This is a genomic window from Kitasatospora sp. NPDC087315 (assembly GCF_044744345.1).
Lineage (GTDB): Bacteria > Actinomycetota > Actinomycetes > Streptomycetales > Streptomycetaceae > Kitasatospora.
In genome coordinates this window covers 155,669-174,345 of sequence record NZ_JBIUYD010000003.1, presented here as the reverse complement: position 1 = coordinate 174,345, position 18,677 = coordinate 155,669, and the positions used below count along the sequence as shown (strand labels likewise).

At 68.3% G+C, this 18,677-nt stretch carries 29 protein-coding genes; 3 read left to right on the top strand and 26 right to left on the bottom strand.

Annotated features, from left to right (window positions below):
* Positions 1 to 170: 170 nt before the first annotated feature.
* The 26 genes from rplO to rfbB all read right to left on the bottom strand — a co-directional run bounded on the left by rplO (position 171) and on the right by rfbB (position 16,060).
* Complete coding sequence (rplO, locus tag ACIO5D_RS05800) at positions 171 to 623, bottom strand: 50S ribosomal protein L15 (protein WP_400659908.1); 453 nt, start codon at positions 621 to 623, stop codon at positions 171 to 173.
* Positions 624 to 625: 2 nt separating this feature from the next.
* Positions 626 to 808 carry a 50S ribosomal protein L30 gene (gene rpmD, locus ACIO5D_RS05795; protein ID WP_030251557.1) on the bottom strand — a complete coding sequence of 61 codons (183 nt, stop codon included), beginning with the start codon at positions 806 to 808 and terminating at the stop codon, positions 626 to 628.
* Positions 808 to 1,431: a 30S ribosomal protein S5 gene (rpsE, locus tag ACIO5D_RS05790; protein WP_030055834.1), complete on the bottom strand. Its 624-nt coding sequence runs from the start codon at positions 1,429 to 1,431 to the stop codon at positions 808 to 810. Before rpsE ends, rpmD begins: the two co-directional genes overlap by 1 nt.
* A 48-nt stretch (positions 1,432 to 1,479) precedes the next feature.
* The gene (gene rplR / locus ACIO5D_RS05785; protein ID WP_209414075.1) at positions 1,480 to 1,863 is read right to left on the bottom strand and encodes a 50S ribosomal protein L18; all 384 of its coding nucleotides are present in this window, start codon (positions 1,861 to 1,863) and stop codon (positions 1,480 to 1,482) included.
* 3 nt (positions 1,864 to 1,866) lie between these two features.
* On the bottom strand, positions 1,867 to 2,406 hold the full coding sequence (gene rplF / locus ACIO5D_RS05780) for a 50S ribosomal protein L6 (protein WP_363605506.1): 540 nt from the start codon (positions 2,404 to 2,406) through the stop codon (positions 1,867 to 1,869).
* A 22-nt stretch (positions 2,407 to 2,428) separates the two neighbouring features.
* The gene (gene rpsH / locus ACIO5D_RS05775; protein WP_350503566.1) at positions 2,429 to 2,836 is read right to left on the bottom strand and encodes a 30S ribosomal protein S8; all 408 of its coding nucleotides are present in this window, start codon (positions 2,834 to 2,836) and stop codon (positions 2,429 to 2,431) included.
* Positions 2,837 to 3,115: 279 nt separating this feature from the next.
* Complete coding sequence (locus ACIO5D_RS05770; protein ID WP_030393303.1) at positions 3,116 to 3,301, bottom strand: type Z 30S ribosomal protein S14; 186 nt, start codon at positions 3,299 to 3,301, stop codon at positions 3,116 to 3,118.
* Between the two features lie 4 nt (positions 3,302 to 3,305).
* On the bottom strand, positions 3,306 to 3,875 hold the full coding sequence (gene rplE, locus ACIO5D_RS05765) for a 50S ribosomal protein L5 (RefSeq protein ID WP_238862989.1): 570 nt from the start codon (positions 3,873 to 3,875) through the stop codon (positions 3,306 to 3,308).
* Positions 3,875 to 4,186: a 50S ribosomal protein L24 gene (gene rplX, locus ACIO5D_RS05760; protein ID WP_030055828.1), complete on the bottom strand. Its 312-nt coding sequence runs from the start codon at positions 4,184 to 4,186 to the stop codon at positions 3,875 to 3,877. Before rplX ends, rplE begins: the two co-directional genes overlap by 1 nt.
* Before the next feature lie 15 nt (positions 4,187 to 4,201).
* On the bottom strand, positions 4,202 to 4,573 hold the full coding sequence (gene rplN / locus ACIO5D_RS05755) for a 50S ribosomal protein L14 (protein WP_030300391.1): 372 nt from the start codon (positions 4,571 to 4,573) through the stop codon (positions 4,202 to 4,204).
* A 102-nt stretch (positions 4,574 to 4,675) separates the two neighbouring features.
* Positions 4,676 to 4,948 carry a 30S ribosomal protein S17 gene (rpsQ, locus tag ACIO5D_RS05750; protein ID WP_030055826.1) on the bottom strand — a complete coding sequence of 91 codons (273 nt, stop codon included), beginning with the start codon at positions 4,946 to 4,948 and terminating at the stop codon, positions 4,676 to 4,678.
* A complete protein-coding gene (rpmC, locus tag ACIO5D_RS05745) occupies positions 4,948 to 5,172 on the bottom strand; it encodes a 50S ribosomal protein L29 (protein WP_030055825.1) in 225 nt (74 codons plus the stop codon). Before rpmC ends, rpsQ begins: the two co-directional genes overlap by 1 nt.
* Positions 5,172 to 5,591, bottom strand: a complete 420-nt coding sequence (gene rplP / locus ACIO5D_RS05740; RefSeq protein ID WP_030232476.1) for a 50S ribosomal protein L16 — start codon at positions 5,589 to 5,591, stop codon at positions 5,172 to 5,174. Before rplP ends, rpmC begins: the two co-directional genes overlap by 1 nt.
* Before the next feature lie 5 nt (positions 5,592 to 5,596).
* On the bottom strand, positions 5,597 to 6,421 hold the full coding sequence (gene rpsC / locus ACIO5D_RS05735; protein WP_188301636.1) for a 30S ribosomal protein S3: 825 nt from the start codon (positions 6,419 to 6,421) through the stop codon (positions 5,597 to 5,599).
* Positions 6,421 to 6,768 (bottom strand): 50S ribosomal protein L22, encoded by a 348-nt coding sequence (gene rplV / locus ACIO5D_RS05730; protein ID WP_030232471.1) that lies wholly within the window; start codon positions 6,766 to 6,768, stop codon positions 6,421 to 6,423. The genes rpsC and rplV overlap by 1 nt, the downstream gene beginning before the upstream one ends.
* A gap of 58 nt (positions 6,769 to 6,826) precedes the next feature.
* A complete protein-coding gene (rpsS, locus tag ACIO5D_RS05725) occupies positions 6,827 to 7,108 on the bottom strand; it encodes a 30S ribosomal protein S19 (RefSeq protein WP_030232469.1) in 282 nt (93 codons plus the stop codon).
* Positions 7,109 to 7,119: 11 nt separating this feature from the next.
* Complete coding sequence (gene rplB, locus ACIO5D_RS05720) at positions 7,120 to 7,956, bottom strand: 50S ribosomal protein L2 (protein ID WP_030232466.1); 837 nt, start codon at positions 7,954 to 7,956, stop codon at positions 7,120 to 7,122.
* A gap of 45 nt (positions 7,957 to 8,001) precedes the next feature.
* On the bottom strand, positions 8,002 to 8,319 hold the full coding sequence (rplW, locus tag ACIO5D_RS05715; RefSeq protein WP_030280768.1) for a 50S ribosomal protein L23: 318 nt from the start codon (positions 8,317 to 8,319) through the stop codon (positions 8,002 to 8,004).
* Positions 8,319 to 8,996 (bottom strand): 50S ribosomal protein L4, encoded by a 678-nt coding sequence (gene rplD, locus ACIO5D_RS05710; RefSeq protein WP_400794021.1) that lies wholly within the window; start codon positions 8,994 to 8,996, stop codon positions 8,319 to 8,321. The genes rplW and rplD overlap by 1 nt, the downstream gene beginning before the upstream one ends.
* Before the next feature lie 4 nt (positions 8,997 to 9,000).
* A complete protein-coding gene (gene rplC, locus ACIO5D_RS05705; protein WP_400794020.1) occupies positions 9,001 to 9,648 on the bottom strand; it encodes a 50S ribosomal protein L3 in 648 nt (215 codons plus the stop codon).
* 14 nt (positions 9,649 to 9,662) lie between these two features.
* Positions 9,663 to 9,971: a 30S ribosomal protein S10 gene (gene rpsJ, locus ACIO5D_RS05700; protein WP_012785157.1), complete on the bottom strand. Its 309-nt coding sequence runs from the start codon at positions 9,969 to 9,971 to the stop codon at positions 9,663 to 9,665.
* A gap of 495 nt (positions 9,972 to 10,466) precedes the next feature.
* Entirely contained in the window at positions 10,467 to 12,275 is a 1,809-nt protein-coding gene (locus ACIO5D_RS05695; protein WP_400756160.1) for a hypothetical protein, read from the bottom strand.
* Positions 12,276 to 12,487: 212 nt separating this feature from the next.
* A complete protein-coding gene (locus ACIO5D_RS05690) occupies positions 12,488 to 13,264 on the bottom strand; it encodes a glycosyltransferase family 2 protein (protein WP_400794019.1) in 777 nt (258 codons plus the stop codon).
* Positions 13,261 to 13,662, bottom strand: coding sequence for a DUF2304 family protein (locus tag ACIO5D_RS05685; RefSeq protein WP_400654542.1), 402 nt, complete (start codon positions 13,660 to 13,662; stop codon positions 13,261 to 13,263). The genes ACIO5D_RS05690 and ACIO5D_RS05685 overlap by 4 nt, the downstream gene beginning before the upstream one ends.
* Before the next feature lie 110 nt (positions 13,663 to 13,772).
* Positions 13,773 to 15,089 (bottom strand): hypothetical protein, encoded by a 1,317-nt coding sequence (locus tag ACIO5D_RS05680; RefSeq protein WP_400654540.1) that lies wholly within the window; start codon positions 15,087 to 15,089, stop codon positions 13,773 to 13,775.
* Entirely contained in the window at positions 15,086 to 16,060 is a 975-nt protein-coding gene (gene rfbB / locus ACIO5D_RS05675; protein WP_363605812.1) for a dTDP-glucose 4,6-dehydratase, read from the bottom strand. Before rfbB ends, ACIO5D_RS05680 begins: the two co-directional genes overlap by 4 nt.
* 82 nt (positions 16,061 to 16,142) lie before the next feature.
* Between rfbB and rfbA the strand changes: the two genes are divergently transcribed.
* The 3 genes from rfbA to ACIO5D_RS05660 all read left to right on the top strand — a co-directional run bounded on the left by rfbA (position 16,143) and on the right by ACIO5D_RS05660 (position 18,672).
* Positions 16,143 to 17,018, top strand: coding sequence for a glucose-1-phosphate thymidylyltransferase RfbA (gene rfbA, locus ACIO5D_RS05670; RefSeq protein WP_400654537.1), 876 nt, complete (start codon positions 16,143 to 16,145; stop codon positions 17,016 to 17,018).
* Positions 17,015 to 17,614, top strand: coding sequence for a dTDP-4-dehydrorhamnose 3,5-epimerase family protein (locus tag ACIO5D_RS05665; RefSeq protein WP_400654535.1), 600 nt, complete (start codon positions 17,015 to 17,017; stop codon positions 17,612 to 17,614). The genes rfbA and ACIO5D_RS05665 overlap by 4 nt, the downstream gene beginning before the upstream one ends.
* A gap of 155 nt (positions 17,615 to 17,769) precedes the next feature.
* Entirely contained in the window at positions 17,770 to 18,672 is a 903-nt protein-coding gene (locus ACIO5D_RS05660; protein WP_363605816.1) for a glycosyltransferase, read from the top strand.
* Positions 18,673 to 18,677 lie beyond the last annotated feature (5 nt).

Below are 18,677 nucleotides of genomic sequence, written 5' to 3'. Positions count from 1 at the left end.
CGAAAGAAGCGCGAACGGCCCCTCCCCCACTCATGGGGTACGGGATGCCCGGGTTTGCCACACAAAAGAACGAGCCCCGCTCTCCCCTCCCGGGGAGGTGCGGGGCCTGGAACGCACGAGCCCCGTACCTCCCGGAAGGGAGGTACGGGGCTCGTGGGAAGTCAGCGGGCTCAGACGAGCTCGGTGACGGTACCGCCGGCGGCGGTGATCTTCTCGGCGGCCGAGCCGGAGACGGCGTCAACCGTCACCTGCAGGGCGACCGAGATCTCGCCGGTGCCGAGCACCTTGACGAGGGAGTTCTTGCGAACCGCGCCCTTGGCGACCAGACCCTCGACGGTGACCTCGCCACCCTGCGGGTAGAGCTCGGCCAGCTTGTCGAGGTTGACAACCTGGAACGTGATCTTGAACGGGTTCTTGAAGCCCTTCAGCTTCGGCAGGCGCATGTGGAGGGGCATCTGGCCACCCTCGAAGCGCTGCGGAACCTGGTAGCGGGCCTTGGTGCCCTTGGTGCCACGACCGGCGGTCTTACCCTTGGAGCCTTCACCACGACCCACACGGATCTTCTCGGTCTTGGCACCCGGGGCGGGCCGCAGGTTGTGGATCTTGATCGGCTGGTCGGCCATGATCAGTCCACCTCCTCAACCGTCACCAGGTGACGGACCGTCTGGGCCATCCCGCGGATCTCGGGACGGTCCTCCTTGACCACCACGTCGTGCATGCGCTTGAGACCAAGCGAACGCAGGGTGTCACGGTGGTTCTGCTTGCTGCCGATGTACGACTTGGTCTGCGTGATCTTCAGGCGAGCCATCAGGCGCTCACCCCAGCAGCACGCGCCCGCAGCAGAGCGGCGGGAGCCACGTCCTCCAGCGGCAGGCCACGACGGGCGGCGATCTCCTCGGGGCGCACGAGGCCCTTCAGAGCGGCCACCGTGGCGTGCACGATGTTGATCGCGTTGTCCGAGCCGAGCGACTTCGACAGGATGTCGTGAATGCCGGCGCACTCCAGGACGGCACGCACCGGGCCACCGGCGATAACACCGGTACCGGGGGCGGCCGGCTTCAGCAGCACGACGCCGGCGGCCTTCTCGCCCTGGATCGGGTGCGGGATGGTGCCCTGGATACGGGGGACCTTGAAGAAGTTCTTCTTGGCCTCCTCAACACCCTTGGCGATGGCGGCCGGAACCTCCTTCGCCTTCCCGTAGCCGACACCTACGGTGCCGTCACCGTCGCCCACCACGACCAGCGCGGTGAAGCTGAAACGACGACCACCCTTGACAACCTTGGCGACACGGTTGATCGCAACGACGCGCTCGACGTAAGCGGTCTTCTCGACGGCGGGGGCGTTACCCCGGTCGTCACGCTTACGGTCGCGCCGCTCGCCACCGCCGGTGCCGCCGCCGGCGCCGCTACCGCGGCGCTGGGGTCCAGCCATTGGAATTACCTCTCTCGATTACGTCCGTCGACTGAGCCGACGAGCGGCTTAGAAGTCGAGCCCGGCCTCACGGGCGGCATCGGCCAGAGCGGCGATGCGGCCTGCGTACCGGTTGCCCGCGCGGTCGAAGACGACCGACTCGATGCCGGCGGCCTTGGCGCGCTCGGCGACCAGGCTCCCGACCTTCTTGGCCAGCTCGGTCTTGTCGCCCTCGACGCCCTTGATGGACACGTCGAGGGTGGACGCCGACGCCAGGGTGTGACCCTTGGCGTCGTCGATGACCTGGGCGACCATGTGACGGTTCGAGCGCGTCACGACGAGGCGCGGACGCACCTCGGTGCCGACGACGCGCTTGCGAACGCGGATCGCGCGGCGCTTGCGAGCGGCGCTCTTGTAGGCGTTGCCCTTGCCGATCTTGACAGAGACGCTCATCGCTTACTTACCACTCTTTCCGACCTTGCGGCGGATGACCTCGCCCGCGTACTTGACGCCCTTGGCCTTGTACGGGTCGGGCTTGCGCAGCTTGCGGATCTTTGCGGCGACCTCGCCGACCTTCTGCTTGTCGATGCCGTCCACGTGGAACTTGGTGGGCGACTCGACGACGAAGGTGATGCCCTCCGGCGCGGGGACCAGGATGGGGTGGCTGTAGCCGAGCGAGAACTCCATGTCGGAGCCCTTCGCCGCGACGCGGTAACCAACACCGCTGATCTCCAGCGACTTGCGGTAGCCCGCGGTCACGCCGGTGATCATGTTCGCCACCAGCGTGCGGGTCAGGCCGTGCAGGGCCTTCGACTGACGCTCGTCGTTGGGGCGGGTGACGAGCAGCGTGCCGTCCTCGCCCTTGCCGATCTCGATCGGCGCGGCGACAACGTGGGTGAGGGAGCCCTTCGGGCCCTTCACCGAGACCGCCTGGCCATCGATGGTGACGTCCACGCCGGCGGGAACCGGGACGGGCAGCCGTCCAATGCGAGACATTGCTGTACCTCCGTTTCCCGAATTACCAGACGTAGGCGAGAACTTCTCCGCCTACGCCCTTCTTGGCGGCCTGCTTGTCGGTGAGGAGACCGGAAGACGTGGAGATGATCGCCACGCCCAGGCCGCCGAGCACCTTCGGCAGGTTGGTGGACTTTGCGTAGACCCGCAGGCCCGGCTTGCTGATCCGCTTGATGCCAGCGATCGAGCGCTCACGGTTGGGGCCGAACTTGAGCTCGATGGTCAGCTTCTTGCCGACCTCTCCCTCAGCGGGCTCCTCAACCTTGTAGGAGGAGATGTACCCCTCCTGCTGCAGGATCTGGGCGACGTGCGCCTTGATCTTGCTGGCCGGCATCGCCACGGTGTCGTGGTACGCCGAGTTAGCGTTACGCAGACGCGTGAGCATGTCTGCGATGGGGTCGGTCATGGTCATGATGGCCTCAGGCCTCTCTCGCCGTGGTTTCTCCGCACCAGGTCCCCCGCGCTCCAACGGAGCGCGGGGCACAGGCGCAGGGGACCTGCGACGTAGTAAGACTGGGTGCGAGCCCTCCGAAGAGGGTCACCTGCCGCCATGGGACGGCCGTGACAGGGGGCCCGACCCCACTACCTTACGGGATTCCGTACGGGAGCCCAACTCGGCTCATGGAACCGAGGGGGCCCGGGTGGGGCCGGGCGCCTCTGCTTCGCTTCTTGGTGTGCCTGGAGCTCTGGGTTACCAGGAGCTCTTGGTCACGCCCGGCAGCTCGCCGCGGTGCGCCATCTCACGGAGGCAGACACGGCAGAGGCCGAACTTGCGGTACACCGAGTGCGGACGGCCGCAGCGCTGGCACCGGGTGTAGGCCCGGACGCCGAACTTCGGCTTACGCTCGGCCTTCGCGATGAGGGACTTCTTCGCCATTGGCTCACGCCTCCTTGAACGGGAAGCCCAGAGCGCGCAGGAGCGCCCGGCCCTCGTCGTCGGTCTGAGCGGTGGTCACGACGGTGATGTCCATACCGCGCTGACGGTCGACCTTGTCCTGGTCGATCTCGTGGAACATAACCTGCTCGGTCAGACCGAAGGTGTAGTTGCCACGGCCGTCGAACTGCTTGGGGGAGAGACCACGGAAGTCACGGATACGCGGCAGGGCCAGCGTCACCAGACGGTCCAGGAACTCCCACATGCGGTCACCACGAAGGGTGACGTGGGTGCCGATCGGCTGGCCCTCGCGCAGCTTGAACTGCGCGATGGACTTGCGAGCCTTGGTCACGGCCGGCTTCTGGCCCGTGATCGCGGTCAGGTCGCGGATAGCGCCCTCGATCAGCTTGCTGTCACGAGCGGCCTCGCCGACACCCATGTTGACCACGACCTTGACCAGGCCGGGAGTCAGCATGACGTTCTCGTACGAGAACTGCTCCTGCAGCTGCCCCTTGATCTCGGAGTTGTAACGCTCCTTGAGACGCGGGGTCACCTTCTCAACAGTCGTCTCAGACATCAGATGTCCTCACCGGTTCGCTTGGCAACGCGGATCTTGTTGCCCTCGTCATCGAAGCGGTAGCCAACGCGGGTGACGACCTTCTTGCCGTCCTTCTCCACGACCAGCTGGACGTTGGAGACGTGCACCGGGGCCTCGACGGTGACAATGCCACCCTGAGTGCCCGGGCCCGGCTTGGTGTGCTTCTTGACCCGGTTGACACCCTCGACCAGGACCTTGTTCTCGGCGGGCATGGCCTGGATGACCTTGCCCTGCTTGCCGCGGTCCTTGCCGGTGATGACCTGAACCAGGTCACCCTTCTTGATCTTCATGCTGTTCGCCATGGGTTAGAGCACCTCCGGCGCCAGCGAGATGATCTTCATGAACTTCTTGTCGCGCAGCTCGCGGCCCACCGGGCCGAAGATGCGGGTGCCACGGGGGTCACCGTCGGTGTTCTTCAGAACGACCGCAGCGTTCTCGTCGAAACGGATGTACGAGCCATCCGGACGACGACGCTCCTTGACGGTACGGACGACGACGCACTTGACGACGTCACCCTTCTTCACCGAACCACCGGGGATCGCGTCCTTGACGGTGGCGACGATGACGTCCCCGATACCGGCGTAGCGGCGACCGGAGCCACCGAGAACACGGATGCAAAGGATTTCCTTGGCACCAGTGTTGTCGGCGACGCGCAGTCGCGACTCCTGCTGGATCACAGCTTTCTCCTGATCGTCAACGAGAGTCGACGGGCCGGCCGCTGCTCACACCGGCGTCCGCGGGGGACCCGGTGCACATACGGCCGTACCTCATCGGCTTCGTTACTTGGCCTTCTCGAGGATCTCGACGACGCGCCAGCGCTTCGTCGCGGACAGCGGGCGGGTCTCCGCGAGGAGAACCCGGTCGCCGATGCCGCAGGCGTTGGCCTCGTCGTGCGCCTTCAGCTTGTTCGTACGGCGGATGACCTTGCCGTACAGAGCGTGCTTGACGCGGTCCTCGACGGCGACGACGACGGTCTTGTCCATCTTGTCGCTGACGACGAGACCCTCACGGGTCTTGCGGAAACCGCGCGTCTCGTTGGTGTTCTCAGTCATCAGGCGTTCTCCACCGTCTCGATGCCCAGCTCGCGCTCGCGCATCAGGGTGTAGATCCGCGCGATGTCCTTACGGACGAGCTTGAGCCGTCCGTGGTTGTCGAGCTGCCCGGTCGCCGCCTGGAAGCGGAGGTTGAACAGCTCCTCCTTGGCCTCACGGAGCTTGGCAACGAGACCCTCGTTGTCCAGCTCGCGAAGCTCAGCAGCCTTGGTGCCGGCCGACATCAGCTCTCACCGTCCTCGCGCCGGACGATCCGGCACTTCATCGGCAGCTTGTGCGCGGCGCGGGTGAGCGCCTCGCGAGCCACCTTCTCGTTCGGGTACGACAGCTCGAACATGACCCGACCCGGGTGCACGTTCGCGATCCACCACTCCGGCGAACCCTTACCGGAACCCATGCGGGTCTCGGCCGGCTTCTTGGTCAGCGGACGGTCCGGGTAAATGTTGATCCAGACCTTGCCGCCACGGCGGATGTGACGGGTGATCGCGATACGAGCGGACTCGATCTGGCGGTTCGTCACGTAGGCCGGGGTGACGGCCTGGATACCGAACTGGCCGAACGCCAGCTCGGTGCCACCCTTGGCAGCGCCACGGCGCTTCGGGTGGTGCTGCTTGCGGTGCTTGACCCGACGGGGGATCAGCATTGCGGTCAGGCCTCCGTTCCGGTGTTCTCGGCAGCCGGAGCCTCGGCGGCCGCGGCCGCGGGGGCCTCGGCAGCGGCGGGGCGACGGCCACGGCCACCGCGCTCGCCACCACGGCGCTCGCCACCGCGGGCGGGACGACCACCCTCGGGACGGGCCGGGCGGTTGCCCGAGCGGGCAGCGGCGTTCTCAGCGCGGACCTCGGCGATGTTCTTGACGTCGCCCTTGTAGATCCAGACCTTCACGCCGATACGGCCGAAGGTCGTCTTGGCCTCGAAGAAGCCGTAGTCGACGTTCGCGCGGAGGGTGTGCAGCGGCACACGGCCCTCGCGGTAGAACTCCGAACGGCTCATCTCGGCGCCGCCGAGACGACCGGAGCACTGGACCTTGATGCCCTTGGCGCCGGACTTCATGGTGCCCTGCATCGACTTGCGCATGGCACGGCGGAAGGAGACGCGCGAGGACAGCTGCTCCGCGACGCCCTGAGCCACGAGCTGGGCGTCCAGCTCGGGGTTCTTGACCTCGAGGATGTTCAGCTGGACCTGCTTGCCGGTCAGCTTCTCGAGGTCGCCGCGGATGCGGTCGGCCTCGGTGCCACGGCGACCGATGACGATGCCGGGGCGGGCGGTGTGGATGTCGACGCGGACGCGGTCGCGGGTGCGCTCGATCTCGACCTTGGAGATGCCGGCGCGCTCCATGCCCTTCGTCATCATGCGACGAATGGCAACGTCTTCCTTGACGTAGTCCTTGTACAGCTTGTCGGCGTACCAGCGGGACTTGAAGTCCGTGCTGATGCCGAGACGGAACCCGTGCGGGTTAACCTTCTGGCCCATTACCGGGTCCCTTCCTTGCTGCTGACGACCACGGTGATGTGGCTGGTCCGCTTGCGGATCCGGTAGGCACGGCCCTGGGCACGCGGACGGAACCGCTTCAGGGTCGGACCCTCGTCAACGTACGCCTCAGAGATGTAGAGGTCGTCCACGTTGGAGTGGTTGTAGTTGTGCGCGGCGTTGGCAATGGCGCTGTCGAGCACCTTGCCGACCGGCACGGTGGCGGCCTGCGGAGCGAAACGCAGGACGGCCTGGGCCTCCGTGGCGTTCAGGCCACGGATGAGGTCCACCACGCGGCGGGCCTTCATGGGCGTGACGCGGATGTACCGCGCCTGGGCCCTGGCTTCCATGGTTGTCCCCTTAATGGAGTAAGTCATTGAGTCGTTCTGGCGCTGAAGCTCAGGGCGACTAGCGACGCTTCGACTTGCGGTCGTCCTTGACGTGACCGCGGAACGTGCGGGTCGGAGCGAACTCGCCGAGCTTGTGGCCGACCATCGACTCGGTGACGAACACCGGGACGTGCTTGCGGCCATCGTGAACCGCGATCGTGTGACCGAGCATGCTCGGGGAGATCACGGAACGACGGGACCAGGTCTTGATGACGTTCTGGGTACCCGCCTCGTTCTGTACGTCCACCTTCTTGATGAGGTGGCCGTCGATGAAGGGGCCCTTCTTAAGACTGCGCGGCATCTGACCTGCTCCTAGCGCTTCTTGTTGGTCTTGCGGCGGCGCACGATGAGCTTGTCCGACGCCTTGTTCGGGCGACGGGTACGGCCCTCGGGCTTACCCCACGGCGAGACCGGGTGGCGACCACCGGAGGTCTTACCCTCACCACCACCGTGCGGGTGGTCGATCGGGTTCATGGCGACACCACGCACGGTCGGGCGGACGCCCTTCCAGCGCATGCGGCCGGCCTTGCCCCAGTTGATGTTCGACTGCTCGGCGTTGCCGACCTCGCCGACCGTGGCGCGGCAGCGCGCGTCCACCAGGCGGATCTCACCGGAGGGCATGCGCAGGTGCGCCATCTTGCCCTCACGCGCCAGCAGCTGGATGCCGGAGCCGGCCGAGCGGGCCAGCTTGGCACCGCCACCGGGACGCAGCTCCACCGCGTGGATGGTGGTACCGACCGGGATGTTGCGCAGCGGCAGGTTGTTGCCCGGCTTGATGTCGGCGCCAGCGCCGTTCTCGATCCGGTCACCCTGCGCGATGCCGCGCGGCGCGATGATGTAGCGCTTCTCGCCGTCCGCGTAGTGCAGGAGCGCGATGCGCGCGGTGCGGTTCGGGTCGTACTCGATGTGCGCGACCTTGGCCGGCACGCCGTCCTTGTCGTGACGACGGAAGTCGATCACGCGGTAGGCGCGCTTGTGACCGCCACCCTGGTGGCGAGCAGTGACACGACCGGCGTTGTTACGGCCGCCCTTGCTGTGCAGGGGGCGAACCAGCGACTTCTCCGGCGTGGACCGCGTGATTTCTACGAAGTCGGCCACGCTGGAGCCACGACGGCCCGGCGTAGTCGGCTTGTACTTGCGGATGCCCATTTGGCTCTCTCGTCCTCGTCCTTATCGACGATCACGATCCCCTTTTCAGGAGACCGGACCACCGAAGATGTCGATGCGGTTGCCCTCGGCCAGCGTCACGATGGCGCGCTTGGTGTCCTTGCGCTTGCCAAAGCCCGTCTTGGAGCGCTTGCGCTTGCCCTGACGGTTGATCGTGTTGACAGCCTCGACCTTGACCGAGAAGACCGCCTCGACGGCCTGCTTGATCTGGGTCTTGTTGGCGCCCGGCGACACGATGAACGTGTACTTGTTCTCGTCGAGAAGGCTGTAGCTCTTCTCGGAGATGACCGGCTTCACCAGGACGTCACGGGGGTCCGTGAACGTCTTGCTCGTAACGTCGCTCATCAGGCGGCGCTCCCTTCGAGCTCGCCCTCAGCGGCAACGGCCTTGGCGGACGCGGCCGGACCGGCCACGAAACGCTCGAAGGCGGCCTGGGTGAAGACCACATCGTCGGAGACGAGCACGTCGTAGGTGTTCAGCTGACCGGCGTCCAGGATGTGCACGTTCGGCAGGTTACGAGCGGACTTGAGGCCCAGCTCGTCCGCGCGCTCGACGACCAGAAGGACGTTCTTGCGCTCGGTGATCTTGCCGAACAGGCTCTTGGCGGCCTTGGTCGACGGCGCCTCGGTCGCGGTCACGCCGGTGATGACGTGAATCCGCTCGTGACGGGCCCGGTCGGTGAGCGCACCGCGCAGAGCGGCGGCGATCATCTTCTTCGGGGTCCGCTGCGAGTAGTCGCGCGGCACGGGACCGTGCACAACGCCACCGCCGGCGAACTGCGGCGCACGGGTCGAGCCCTGACGGGCGCGGCCGGTGCCCTTCTGGCGGTACGGCTTCTTGCCGCCGCCCCGGACCTCGCCACGAGTCTTGGTCTTGTGGGTGCCCTGACGGGCCGCAGCGAGCTGCGCCACGACGACCTGGTGCATCAGCGGAACGCTGACCTTCGCGTCGAAGATCTCGGCCGGCAGCTCGAGGCTGCCGGTCTTGTCGCCAGCCGGCGACAGGATGTCAATGGTGCTCATTTCCTCACAGCCCCTTCGCCGCGGTGCGGACGAGGACGAGGCCGCCGTTCGGACCGGGGACAGCGCCCTTGATCAGGAGCAGGCCCTTCTCCGCGTCGACCGCGTGCACGGTCAGGTTCTGGGTGGTCACACGCTCGTGGCCCATCCGACCAGCCATGCGCAGGCCCTTGAACACGCGACCCGGGGTGGCGCAGCCACCGATGGAACCGGGCGAACGGTGCTTGCGCTGGGTGCCGTGACCGGCGCCGAGGCCCTTGAAGTTGTGACGCTTCATGACACCGGCGAAGCCCTTGCCCTTGGAGGTGCCGGTCACGTCGACCTTGACACCCGCCTCGAACAGCTCGGCGGTGAGCTCCTGGCCCAGCGTGTACTCGGACGCGTCCGAGGTACGCAGCTCGACCAGGTGGCGGCGCGGGGTGACACCGGCCTTGGCGAAGTGGCCCGCGAGGGGCTTGTTCACCTTGCGGGGGTCGATCTCGCCGAAGCCGATCTGGACGGCGTCGTAGCCGGCCGGGCTGTCGGCGGTGTGGACCTGGGTCACGACATTGGGCCCAGCCTTGACGACGGTCACCGGAACGATCCGGTTGTTCTCGTCCCAGACCTGGGTCATGCCGAGCTTCTCGCCCAGGATGCCCTTAATCTGCTTAGCCATCTTCGGTGCGCCTCTCAGAGCTTGATCTCGATGTCGACACCAGCCGGCAGGTCGAGACGCATGAGCGAGTCAACCGTCTTCGGCGTGGGGTCGAGGATGTCGATCAGACGCTTGTGAGTACGCATCTCGAAGTGCTCGCGCGAGTCCTTGTACTTGTGCGGCGAGCGGATGACGCAGTACACGTTCTTCTCAGTGGGCAGCGGCACCGGGCCCGCGACCTGCGCACCAGTGCGAATGACGGTCTCGACGATCTTCTTCGCCGAGGAGTCAATCACCTCGTGGTCGTAGGCCTTGAGCCGGATGCGGATCTTCTGTCCCGCCATGGCTACTCAGTAGTCCTTTGTGTCGTCTATTGCTTCTACGGCCGGATTCATCCAGGTGGACTGTGTCCGGTGGTGCCTGTGGGTGGTTACCTCCGACCCACGCGGTCGGGCGTGTCGCACTCCCGCTTGCAAAAAATCCGACACGAGGTTCCCCTCCTGCGGATTTCCCACTGGATCGGTGAGGTCTTGCACCCACCAGGCGCCGGGTCGAGGCCCTGCCCACGCTTCCCGGAAGATTCCCGTACGTCCGCCCCGCAGCTGCCGCGGTGTCGACTTCACACCACTGCGTCCACATACTTCACGTGAACACATGAACGGCCATCACGGGAACGACGAGTACATGGGACTCGCTTCCAGTCCTCCCGGCGGGAGGCGCGCAGCATCGGCACTCAACCGAGCAACTTGGACATACTGCCACACGGAGCAAGCGGAAAGCCAATCGGGGCCGGTGAGGGTCTCCCCCACCGGCCCCGATCGACGGACGGTCCTCCGCGGTCAGCCCTTCGGCGGGCGGCCGCAGACGACGGTGTAGTCCGCGCCGCTGTTGGCACACCAGAGCTTCTTCTCGTCCGGGCCGAAGGTGTACTCGGACAGCTCCATGTTGATCGGGTTGCACGCCTGCTTGCCCTTGTACGGCGAGTACTTCGGGCACTGACCGTTGTCGAGTTGCTGGATGTGCGCCCGCCAGGCGTCCAGACCCATGTCCTCGACGCCCGGGTTGGTGGACGGCATGAAGCGGTTGGCCGACCACGAGCCGCCCATCGTCGCGAACAGGGCGACCGCACAGATCAGACCGGCGGCGAGCTGGGCCAGGGCGCGCGGCGAGATCCGGGCGGCCTTGGCCGGGCTCAGCTCCTCCAGGGTGCCGCGGACCCAGCCGAAGACGCGCTGGTAGGTCAGCATCACACCCAGGACGGCCAGGATGATCAGGCAGTAGAAGATGATCCAGGTGGTGCGCGGGTAGAGCTGGACGGCCTGGTTGTGCTCCATGTGCGAGGCGAACCAGAAGCGCAGCAGCCAGGCACCCGCCAGCACGAAGCCGGCGGTCCTGACCGCGATGTTGCGCAGTCCCAGGCCCACGCCGATCCCGACGCCGAGCAGCAGCAGCACCGCGAAGCCGGTCTGGCCGGCCAGCTCACCGGACTCGGGCCAGTTGTGGTAGGTGAGCCCGCCGGAGCGGTCCGAGGCCCAGCCCAGGACGTACGCCGGGTCGATGTAGGTGTTGATGTACGCGTAGCGGTCCATGGTGGACGCGCCGAGGCGGGCCAGCTGGTACAGCAGGGGCGCGCCGATCACCGCTGCGGTGACGAACATGGCCCCGAGGAAGATCACCGCACGCTTGATCGCGGCGCGGCCACGGCGCCACGGGAACAGCATCAGGCCCAGGATGAACGAGCCGGGCGCCGCCCAGAGGTACCAGCCGGAGTACCAGAGGAACATCACGCCGAACGCGGCGCCGAAGCCGAGCCCGCGCAGCACCGCCGAGCGGGTGGACAGCTCGTCGGCCCGGCGGATCTCCCGGAAGCAGGCGGCCAGCAGCGGCAGCAGCACCAGCATCGAGCCGTGGCTGTACGGCCGGATCGGGTCGAGGAAGACGATCGACGCCGGGACCGCGATGGCCATGGCCCAGAACGGACGCAGCAGCATCCGCCAGGAGAGGTAGGCCATCGGTCCGACCAGCGCGCTGAGCAGCAGTTGGAGGTCCTTCAGCGCGTGGCCCACGCCGGGGATGCCGTTGTGGAAGAGCTTGGCCCAGACGGCCAGCAGGGCCGGGAACAGCGGCGGATAGACGCCTGGGAGGCCCTTGCCGCGCATCATGTCGTTGGCCATGCCCATGAGGTTGCCCGGGTCGCCCTCCTGGCCGCCCAGACCCCACGGGGTGCCGTGCAGCGCGACGGCGATGCCGCCGGCCACCACGCCGGTGCTCAGGCCCGCGAGCGCCGCACAGACCAGCCGCTGGGCGATCTGGTAGTGGCGCAGGGTGCCGCGGTAGGCGAGGAAGAGCAGCACCGCGAGCACCGGGATGCCGAGCATGGCCGCGTACTGCTGGATCTTGGCGAGGCCGCTGACCTGGCCGACCCGGGTGATCGGGTTGACGCTGATGTGCTGGCAGAGCGCCATGAACCCGACGCCCGCGACCACACTGACCACGACCTCCGCCAGCGGGAGGAACCAACGCTTCTCGGTCCACCGGGAGCGGCCGCCCGACCGGGCGGCCGCCAACTCACCGGACGACGCCGTGGTCTTCACTTCTTGTGGTGCCGCGGCGGGGCCACCGACGACGTCCGGGGCCAAATCCGTCATGTCAATTCGCTTCCGTGAAGCGGCAGACTGCCGCAGGTCGGGCCGGCTCGCCGGTGCGAGCGAGGTCAGCGGGCGCCGGCGGGGCGCCCCTTCGTCACAGGGCTGCCCGTCGTACCCGAACGGAACGCCCACGGACGACACGCTAGCAAGACGCCCCGGCGCGCACCGGATCGCTCATCAGGTACGCCCCCGGGGCGGTCGCTCACTGTGGATCAGCTCCGGCCGGCCAGCGCCCGCTGCGGGGCGGCGGCACGGGTGGCGGGCTGGATGGACTTCAGGTGCTTGGGCATCCGGCGGATCATCGCGAGCAGCAGCACCAGGCCGGCGCGGGCCAGGTAGATCGTCGCCTTGATCGGGGAGGCGCTGGGCGTGCCGGTGGTCCGCTCGCGCATCGCCACCGGGACCTGCCGGATGACGAAGCCGCAGCGGGCGGCGCCGACCATGCTCTCGATGGTGTCGCCCAGGTACTCGACCGGGTACCACTGCGAGAAGAACTCGATCATCGGCTTGTTGCAGGCCTTGAAGCCCGAGGTGGTGTCGGTGAGGCGGGTGCCGGTGATCCGCGAGAGCACCACCGACAGCAGCTTCATCGCCCAGCTGCGCGGGCCGCGCACCTTGTAGCTGCCCTGACCGGCGAAGCGGGCGCCGATGACCAGGTCCGCCTCCTGGAGCTTCGCCAGCAGGTCCGGCACGTACGCGGGGTCGTGCTGGCCGTCGGCGTCGCACTGGATGGCCACGTCGTAGTCGTGCAGGTGCGCGTAGCGGTAGCCGAACCGCATGGCGCCGCCGACGCCGAGGTTGTACGGCAGCTGCGCGACCCGGGAGCCGGCCTCGGCGGCGACGGCCGCGGTGTTGTCCACCGAGCCGTCGTCCACCACCAGGGTGTCCACTCCGGGGAGCTTCTCCTGGATCTCGCGGAGGATCTTGGGCAGCCCCTCCGCCTCGTTCCACGCGGGGAGGATGATCAGTACCCGCTTGCCGTCGATCATGCGGTCACCCCGGGGTCGGTCGACTTGCTGCCGTCGTTGTTGCTGCGCGCGATCGGGTAGCCGTGGTGCTCGGCCAGGTGGGCCCGCATCATGGCGACGTCCTCGGCCAGGGTCCTGGTCTCCGCTTCCAGCCGGGACGCCTCCCAGCTGAGGTGCAGGGAGACCAGCAGGACCAGCACGAAGCCCGCGAAGAGGACCAGGCTCACGCCGGACGCGATTCCGAGCCGGCGCGCGGTTGAGTCCAGAATCGTGGGGAAGAATCCGAGCGGCGCCACGACGACGCCGATCGCGAGCCAGATTGCCGCGTACTTCTCCCGGAGTTGCTGTCGGCGCAGCAGCTCCAGGATGTAGACGAGCACCAGCACGCCGGTGATCGAAGTGATGACGGTGAGATGCACGACTGGAAGCGCCTTTCAGCGGCAGTGGCGTGGCCAAGGGTAATCACATATTAAAGGCGTGGCGTGAACGGGCCGCCGCCGCCAGTTGTGCTAGGCCCGAGGACGAAGCGTCACACCTCCGACGTGTGACGCGCCGCCAGCGGTTCCTTCGGCTCCGCCACGGCACCGGCCGGGGCGGCCAGGGAACGGGCCAGCGCCCATAGCATGGCAGCCGCGCTCACACCCGCACCAGCCAGGTAGGCCAGTTCGACGCGGGTGGCGATGTCGCCGGGCACCAGGGTGACGGCCGCCAGGACCAGCGAGCCGGTCAGCCAGGCGAGCAGCTGCCGCTGGTGGCGGCCGAGCGACAGCAGCGCCTGGCCGAACACGGTGGCGAGCATGTAGCAGAGGGTGCCGAGCGACAGCCAGAGGAAGTCGACCGAGCCCAGCACGTCCTGTGCCTTGAAGAAGAGCCGGATCGCCCAGGGGCCGAGGATCACCGTCGGCAGCCCGGCGGCCGTGCACATCAGGACCACGATGCCGCCGGTGCGCAGCAGCACCTTGCGGAACTCCGCGTGGTTGCCGGCCGCCGCGGCGCCCGAGAGCGACGAGACCAGCGAGGCCTGGATCGCGGCGTAGGCGAAGAGCGGCACCCGGGCCAGGACCACCGCGTTCAGCAGGGCGGCGATCAGCGCCTTGGAGGACGGCGAGAGCACGCCGACGCTCACCACCGCGGCGTTGACCATGAGCTGCGCCAGCAGCGTCGAGCCGGTCAGCAGGCCGAGGCCGGTGACGACGTCGCGCCAGACCGGGGCGGGACCGCCGCGCCGGTCGGCGAGGACCGAACGCATCCCGATCGCCGAGGCGGCGAGCGGCGCCACCACCAGGATCAGGCTGAACGCCAGGGCCGAATGGGCGCCGAACAGCGGGATCAGCGCGGCCAGCCCGATCCGCAGCCCGCCGTCGACGCCGAGCTGCAGGCCGTAGGCGCCGAACCTGCCGAGTCCGGCCAGCGCCCCGCGGGCCACCGAGCTGACCGCCAGGCCGACCAGCGCGCCTGCCATGCCGGCCACCAGACCGAGGTCGCCGGAGAAGAAGCGGTCCGCGATCGGCCGGGCGGCGGCCGCGACCGCGGCCAGCACCACGACCAGCACCACGGCGGTGGCCAGCAGCACCCGCCGGATGGCCGGCCCCGGTCCCTGGCCGGCCACGTCGCGGGCGGCGACCAGGCGGGTCAGCTCCAGCTCGACCGGCGAGAACAGCCCGTACCCGACGGACATCACCAGGGTCCAGAGCATCGAGACCCCGGCGACCTGGGTGGTGTCCAGGCTGTGCCCGGCGAGTGCCAGGAAGATGTACGAGGAGACACCGAGGACCACGGTGCCCCCCGCCACGAGCCGCACCCCCGGGGGCAGCGCCCCCAGCAGCTTGGCCACCGGGTTCGTCATCGCAGCGTGGCCTTGGCCTTCAGCGGCTCCCACCAGGCGCGGTTCTCGCGGTACCAGGCGATGGTGGCGGCGAGGCCGTCCTCGAAACGGACCTGCGGGGCGTAGCCGAGCTCCTCGCCGATCTTGGTGATGTCCAGCGAGTAGCGCAGGTCGTGGCCCTTGCGGTCGGCGACCGGCTCGACCATGGACCAGTCGGCGCCGGCGGCCTCCAGCAGCAGGCCGGTCAGCTCCTTGTTGGTGATCTCGGTACCGCCGCCGATGTTGTAGACCTCGCCGGCCCGGCCCTTGCGCATGGCCAGCTCGATGCCGCGGCAGTGGTCGGAGACGTGCAGCCAGTCGCGGATGTTGCCGCCGGTGCCGTACAGCGGCACCTTCCGGCCGTCCAGCAGGTTCGTGGTGAACAGCGGGATGACCTTCTCCGGGAACTGGTAGTGCCCGTAGTTGTTGGAGCAGCGGGTGACCACCACGTCCATGCCGTGGGTGCGGTGGTAGGCCAGCGCCAGCAGGTCCGACCCGGCCTTGGAGGCGGAGTACGGGGAGTTGGGGGCCAGCGGCCACTCCTCGGTCCACGAGCCCTCGGAGATCGAGCCGTACACCTCGTCGGTGGAGACGTGCACGAAGCGGGCGACACCGTGCTTGCGGGCCGAGTCCAGCAGCACCTGGGTGCCCAGGACGTTGGTGACCACGAACGGGCCCGCGCCCTCGATCGACCGGTCGACGTGCGACTCGGCCGCGAAGTGCACGACCACGTCGTGCCCGGGCATCACCTGGTCGACGGCGTCCACGTCGCAGATGTCACCGCGGACGAAGGAGTAGCCGCTGTGACCGGCGACAGGCGCCAGGTTGGCCTCGACGCCCGAGTAGGTGAGCTTGTCGAAGACGGTGATCTGATCCGTTGCGTCGGCGCCGAGCAGCTGCCGGACGAACTCTGAACCGATGAAGCCGGCGCCGCCGGTGACGAGGATGCGCATAGTGCGGGCAGTCTACCGGTGCGCCCCGGGGCCATCGCCCCGGGCCAGCGGGGGGCCCGGCCACTCACATAAGCTGCGGGGCATGCGTGGAATCCTCTTGGCGGGCGGCACCGGGTCACGACTGTGGCCGCTGACCCGAGCAGTCTCGAAGCAGCTTCTGCCGGTCTTCGACAAACCGATGATCTACTACCCGCTGTCGACCCTGGTCATGGCCGGTATCAGCGAGATCCTGATCATTACCACCCCGCAGGACCAGGAGCAGTTCCAGCGCCTGCTCGGCGACGGCTCCCAGTTCGGGCTCAAGCTGGAGTACGCCGCCCAGGAGAAGCCCGAGGGCATCGCGCAGGCCTTCGTGCTCGGCGCCGACTTCATCGGCGAGGAGCCCGTCGCGCTGATCCTGGGCGACAACATCTTCCACGGCAGCGGCCTCGGCACCCGGCTCGCGCAGCGCACCGCCCCGACCGGCGGCATGGTCTTCGCCTACCCGGTGGCCGACCCGACCGCGTACGGCGTGGTGGAGTTCGACGAGAGCGGCCAGGTCATCTCCATCGAGGAGAAGCCGACCCAGCCGAAGTCCCGCTACGCGGTGCCCGGCCTCTACTTCTACGACAACCGCGTGGTCGAGATCGCGGCCGGCCTGAAGCCGAGCGCCCGCGGCGAGCTGGAGATCACCGCCGTCAACGAGGAGTACCTCAAGACCGGCGAACTGCACGTCACCATCCTCGACCGCGGTACCGCCTGGCTCGACACCGGCACGTTCGTCTCGATGGTCCAGGCCTCCGAGTTCGTCCGGGTCATCGAGGAGCGCCAGGGCTTCAAGATCGGCTGCATCGAGGAGGCGGCCTGGCGGGCCGGCCTGATCGACTCCGCGCGGCTGCGCGAGCTGGCCGAGCCGCTGTGCAAGAGCGGCTACGGCGACTACCTGATCGCCCTGCTCGACGAGGAGGGCGACCAGTGAGGTTCCGCGAGCTGTCCATCGCCGGCGCCGTCGAGGTCACCCCGCAGCAGCACGGCGACCCCCGCGGCCTGTTCATGGAGTGGTACCGCTTCGACCGCCTGGAGGAGGCCGTCGGCCACCCGCTGCGGCTCGCCCAGGGCAACCTGTCGGTGTCCGCCAAGGACGTGGTGCGCGGTATCCACTTCGCCGACGTCCCGCCCGGCCAGGCCAAGTACGTCAGCTGCGTCCGCGGCGCCGTGCTCGACGTGATCGTGGACCTGCGGGTCGGCTCCCCCACCTTCGGCCGCTGGGAGTTCGTCCGGCTGGACGACGTGGACCGCAAGTCCGTCTACCTCTCCGAGGGCCTGGGCCACGGTTTCTGCGCGCTGAGCGACGACGCCACGCTGTCGTACGTCTGCTCGGAGACCTACAACCCGACCGGCGAGCACGCGGTGCACCCGCTCGACCCGGACCTCGGGATCGAGTGGCCCACCGACGCCCCGCAGCTGTCCGCCCGGGACGCCGCCGCCCCCTCGCTGGCCGAGGCGCTCGCCACCGGTCTGCTCCCGGACTACGAGAAGTGCCGGGCGTTCACCGAGAGCCTGCGCACCCGCTGAACCGATCCGATGCCCGGGTCCGCGCCCTCCGGCGCCGGCTCGGGCATCGGCGTCCGGCCCCGGCGAGGGCCGTCCGCGGGCTCAGTATGATGGGCCCGCCGCGGGGTCTTCGCCCTGCCTCCGGCCCCGACTCCGACCAGCGGATGTGCCCCACCATGACCACTCTGGAAATCCTGCTTCCGTACTACGGAGACGTCGCGCTGATGCAGGCCGCGGTCCGCAGCGTGCTGGCCCAGAGCGACCCGGACTGGCGGCTGACCGTCGTGGACGACGGCCGGGAGCCGGGCGTCCCGGAGTGGTTCGCGGAGCTCGGCGACCCGCGGGTGCGCTACTTCCGCAACGAGCGGAACCTCGGCGTCACCGGCAACTACCGCAAGTGCCTGGGCATGGCCGAGCACGAGTACCTGGTGTTCATGGGCACCGACGACATCATGCTGCCCGAGTACGTCGCCACCGTCCGCTCGATCCTGGCCCAGTACCCCGGCGTCGCGATGATCCAGCCCGGCGTCGAGGTCATCGACGGCAGCGGGAAGCCGAGCAGCTCGCTCGCCGACGAGGCCAAGCGGCGGATCTACGCACCCCGGCAGCAGGGCCGCGTCCTGATGGGCGGCGAGGACCTCGCGGTCAGCCTGCTCAAGGGCAACTGGCTGTACTTCCCGTCGATCTGCTGGCGCACCGAGGCCGTGAGGACCACCGGCTTCCGCGACAACCTGGAGATCATCCAGGACCTCGCCCTGGTCATCGACCTGCTGCAGGCCGGCGAGCAGATGGTCGTCGACGACGTCCGGGTGTTCCAGTACCGCCGGCACACCGTCAGCATCTCCTCCAAGTCCGCCTTCAGCGGCACCCGCTTCACCGAGGCCCGGCGGTACTTCCTGGACGCCGCCGACCGCCTCGACGCGCACGGCTGGCCGAAGGCCGCGAAGGCGTCCCGGATGCACCTGTCGGCCCGGATCCACGCCCTCACCCTGGTCCCCGGTGCGATGCGCGCCGGTCAGTGGGACGGCGCGAAGACCCTGCTGCGCAACGCCACCAGCACGGCCAGCCGGCCTCGCTGACCCTC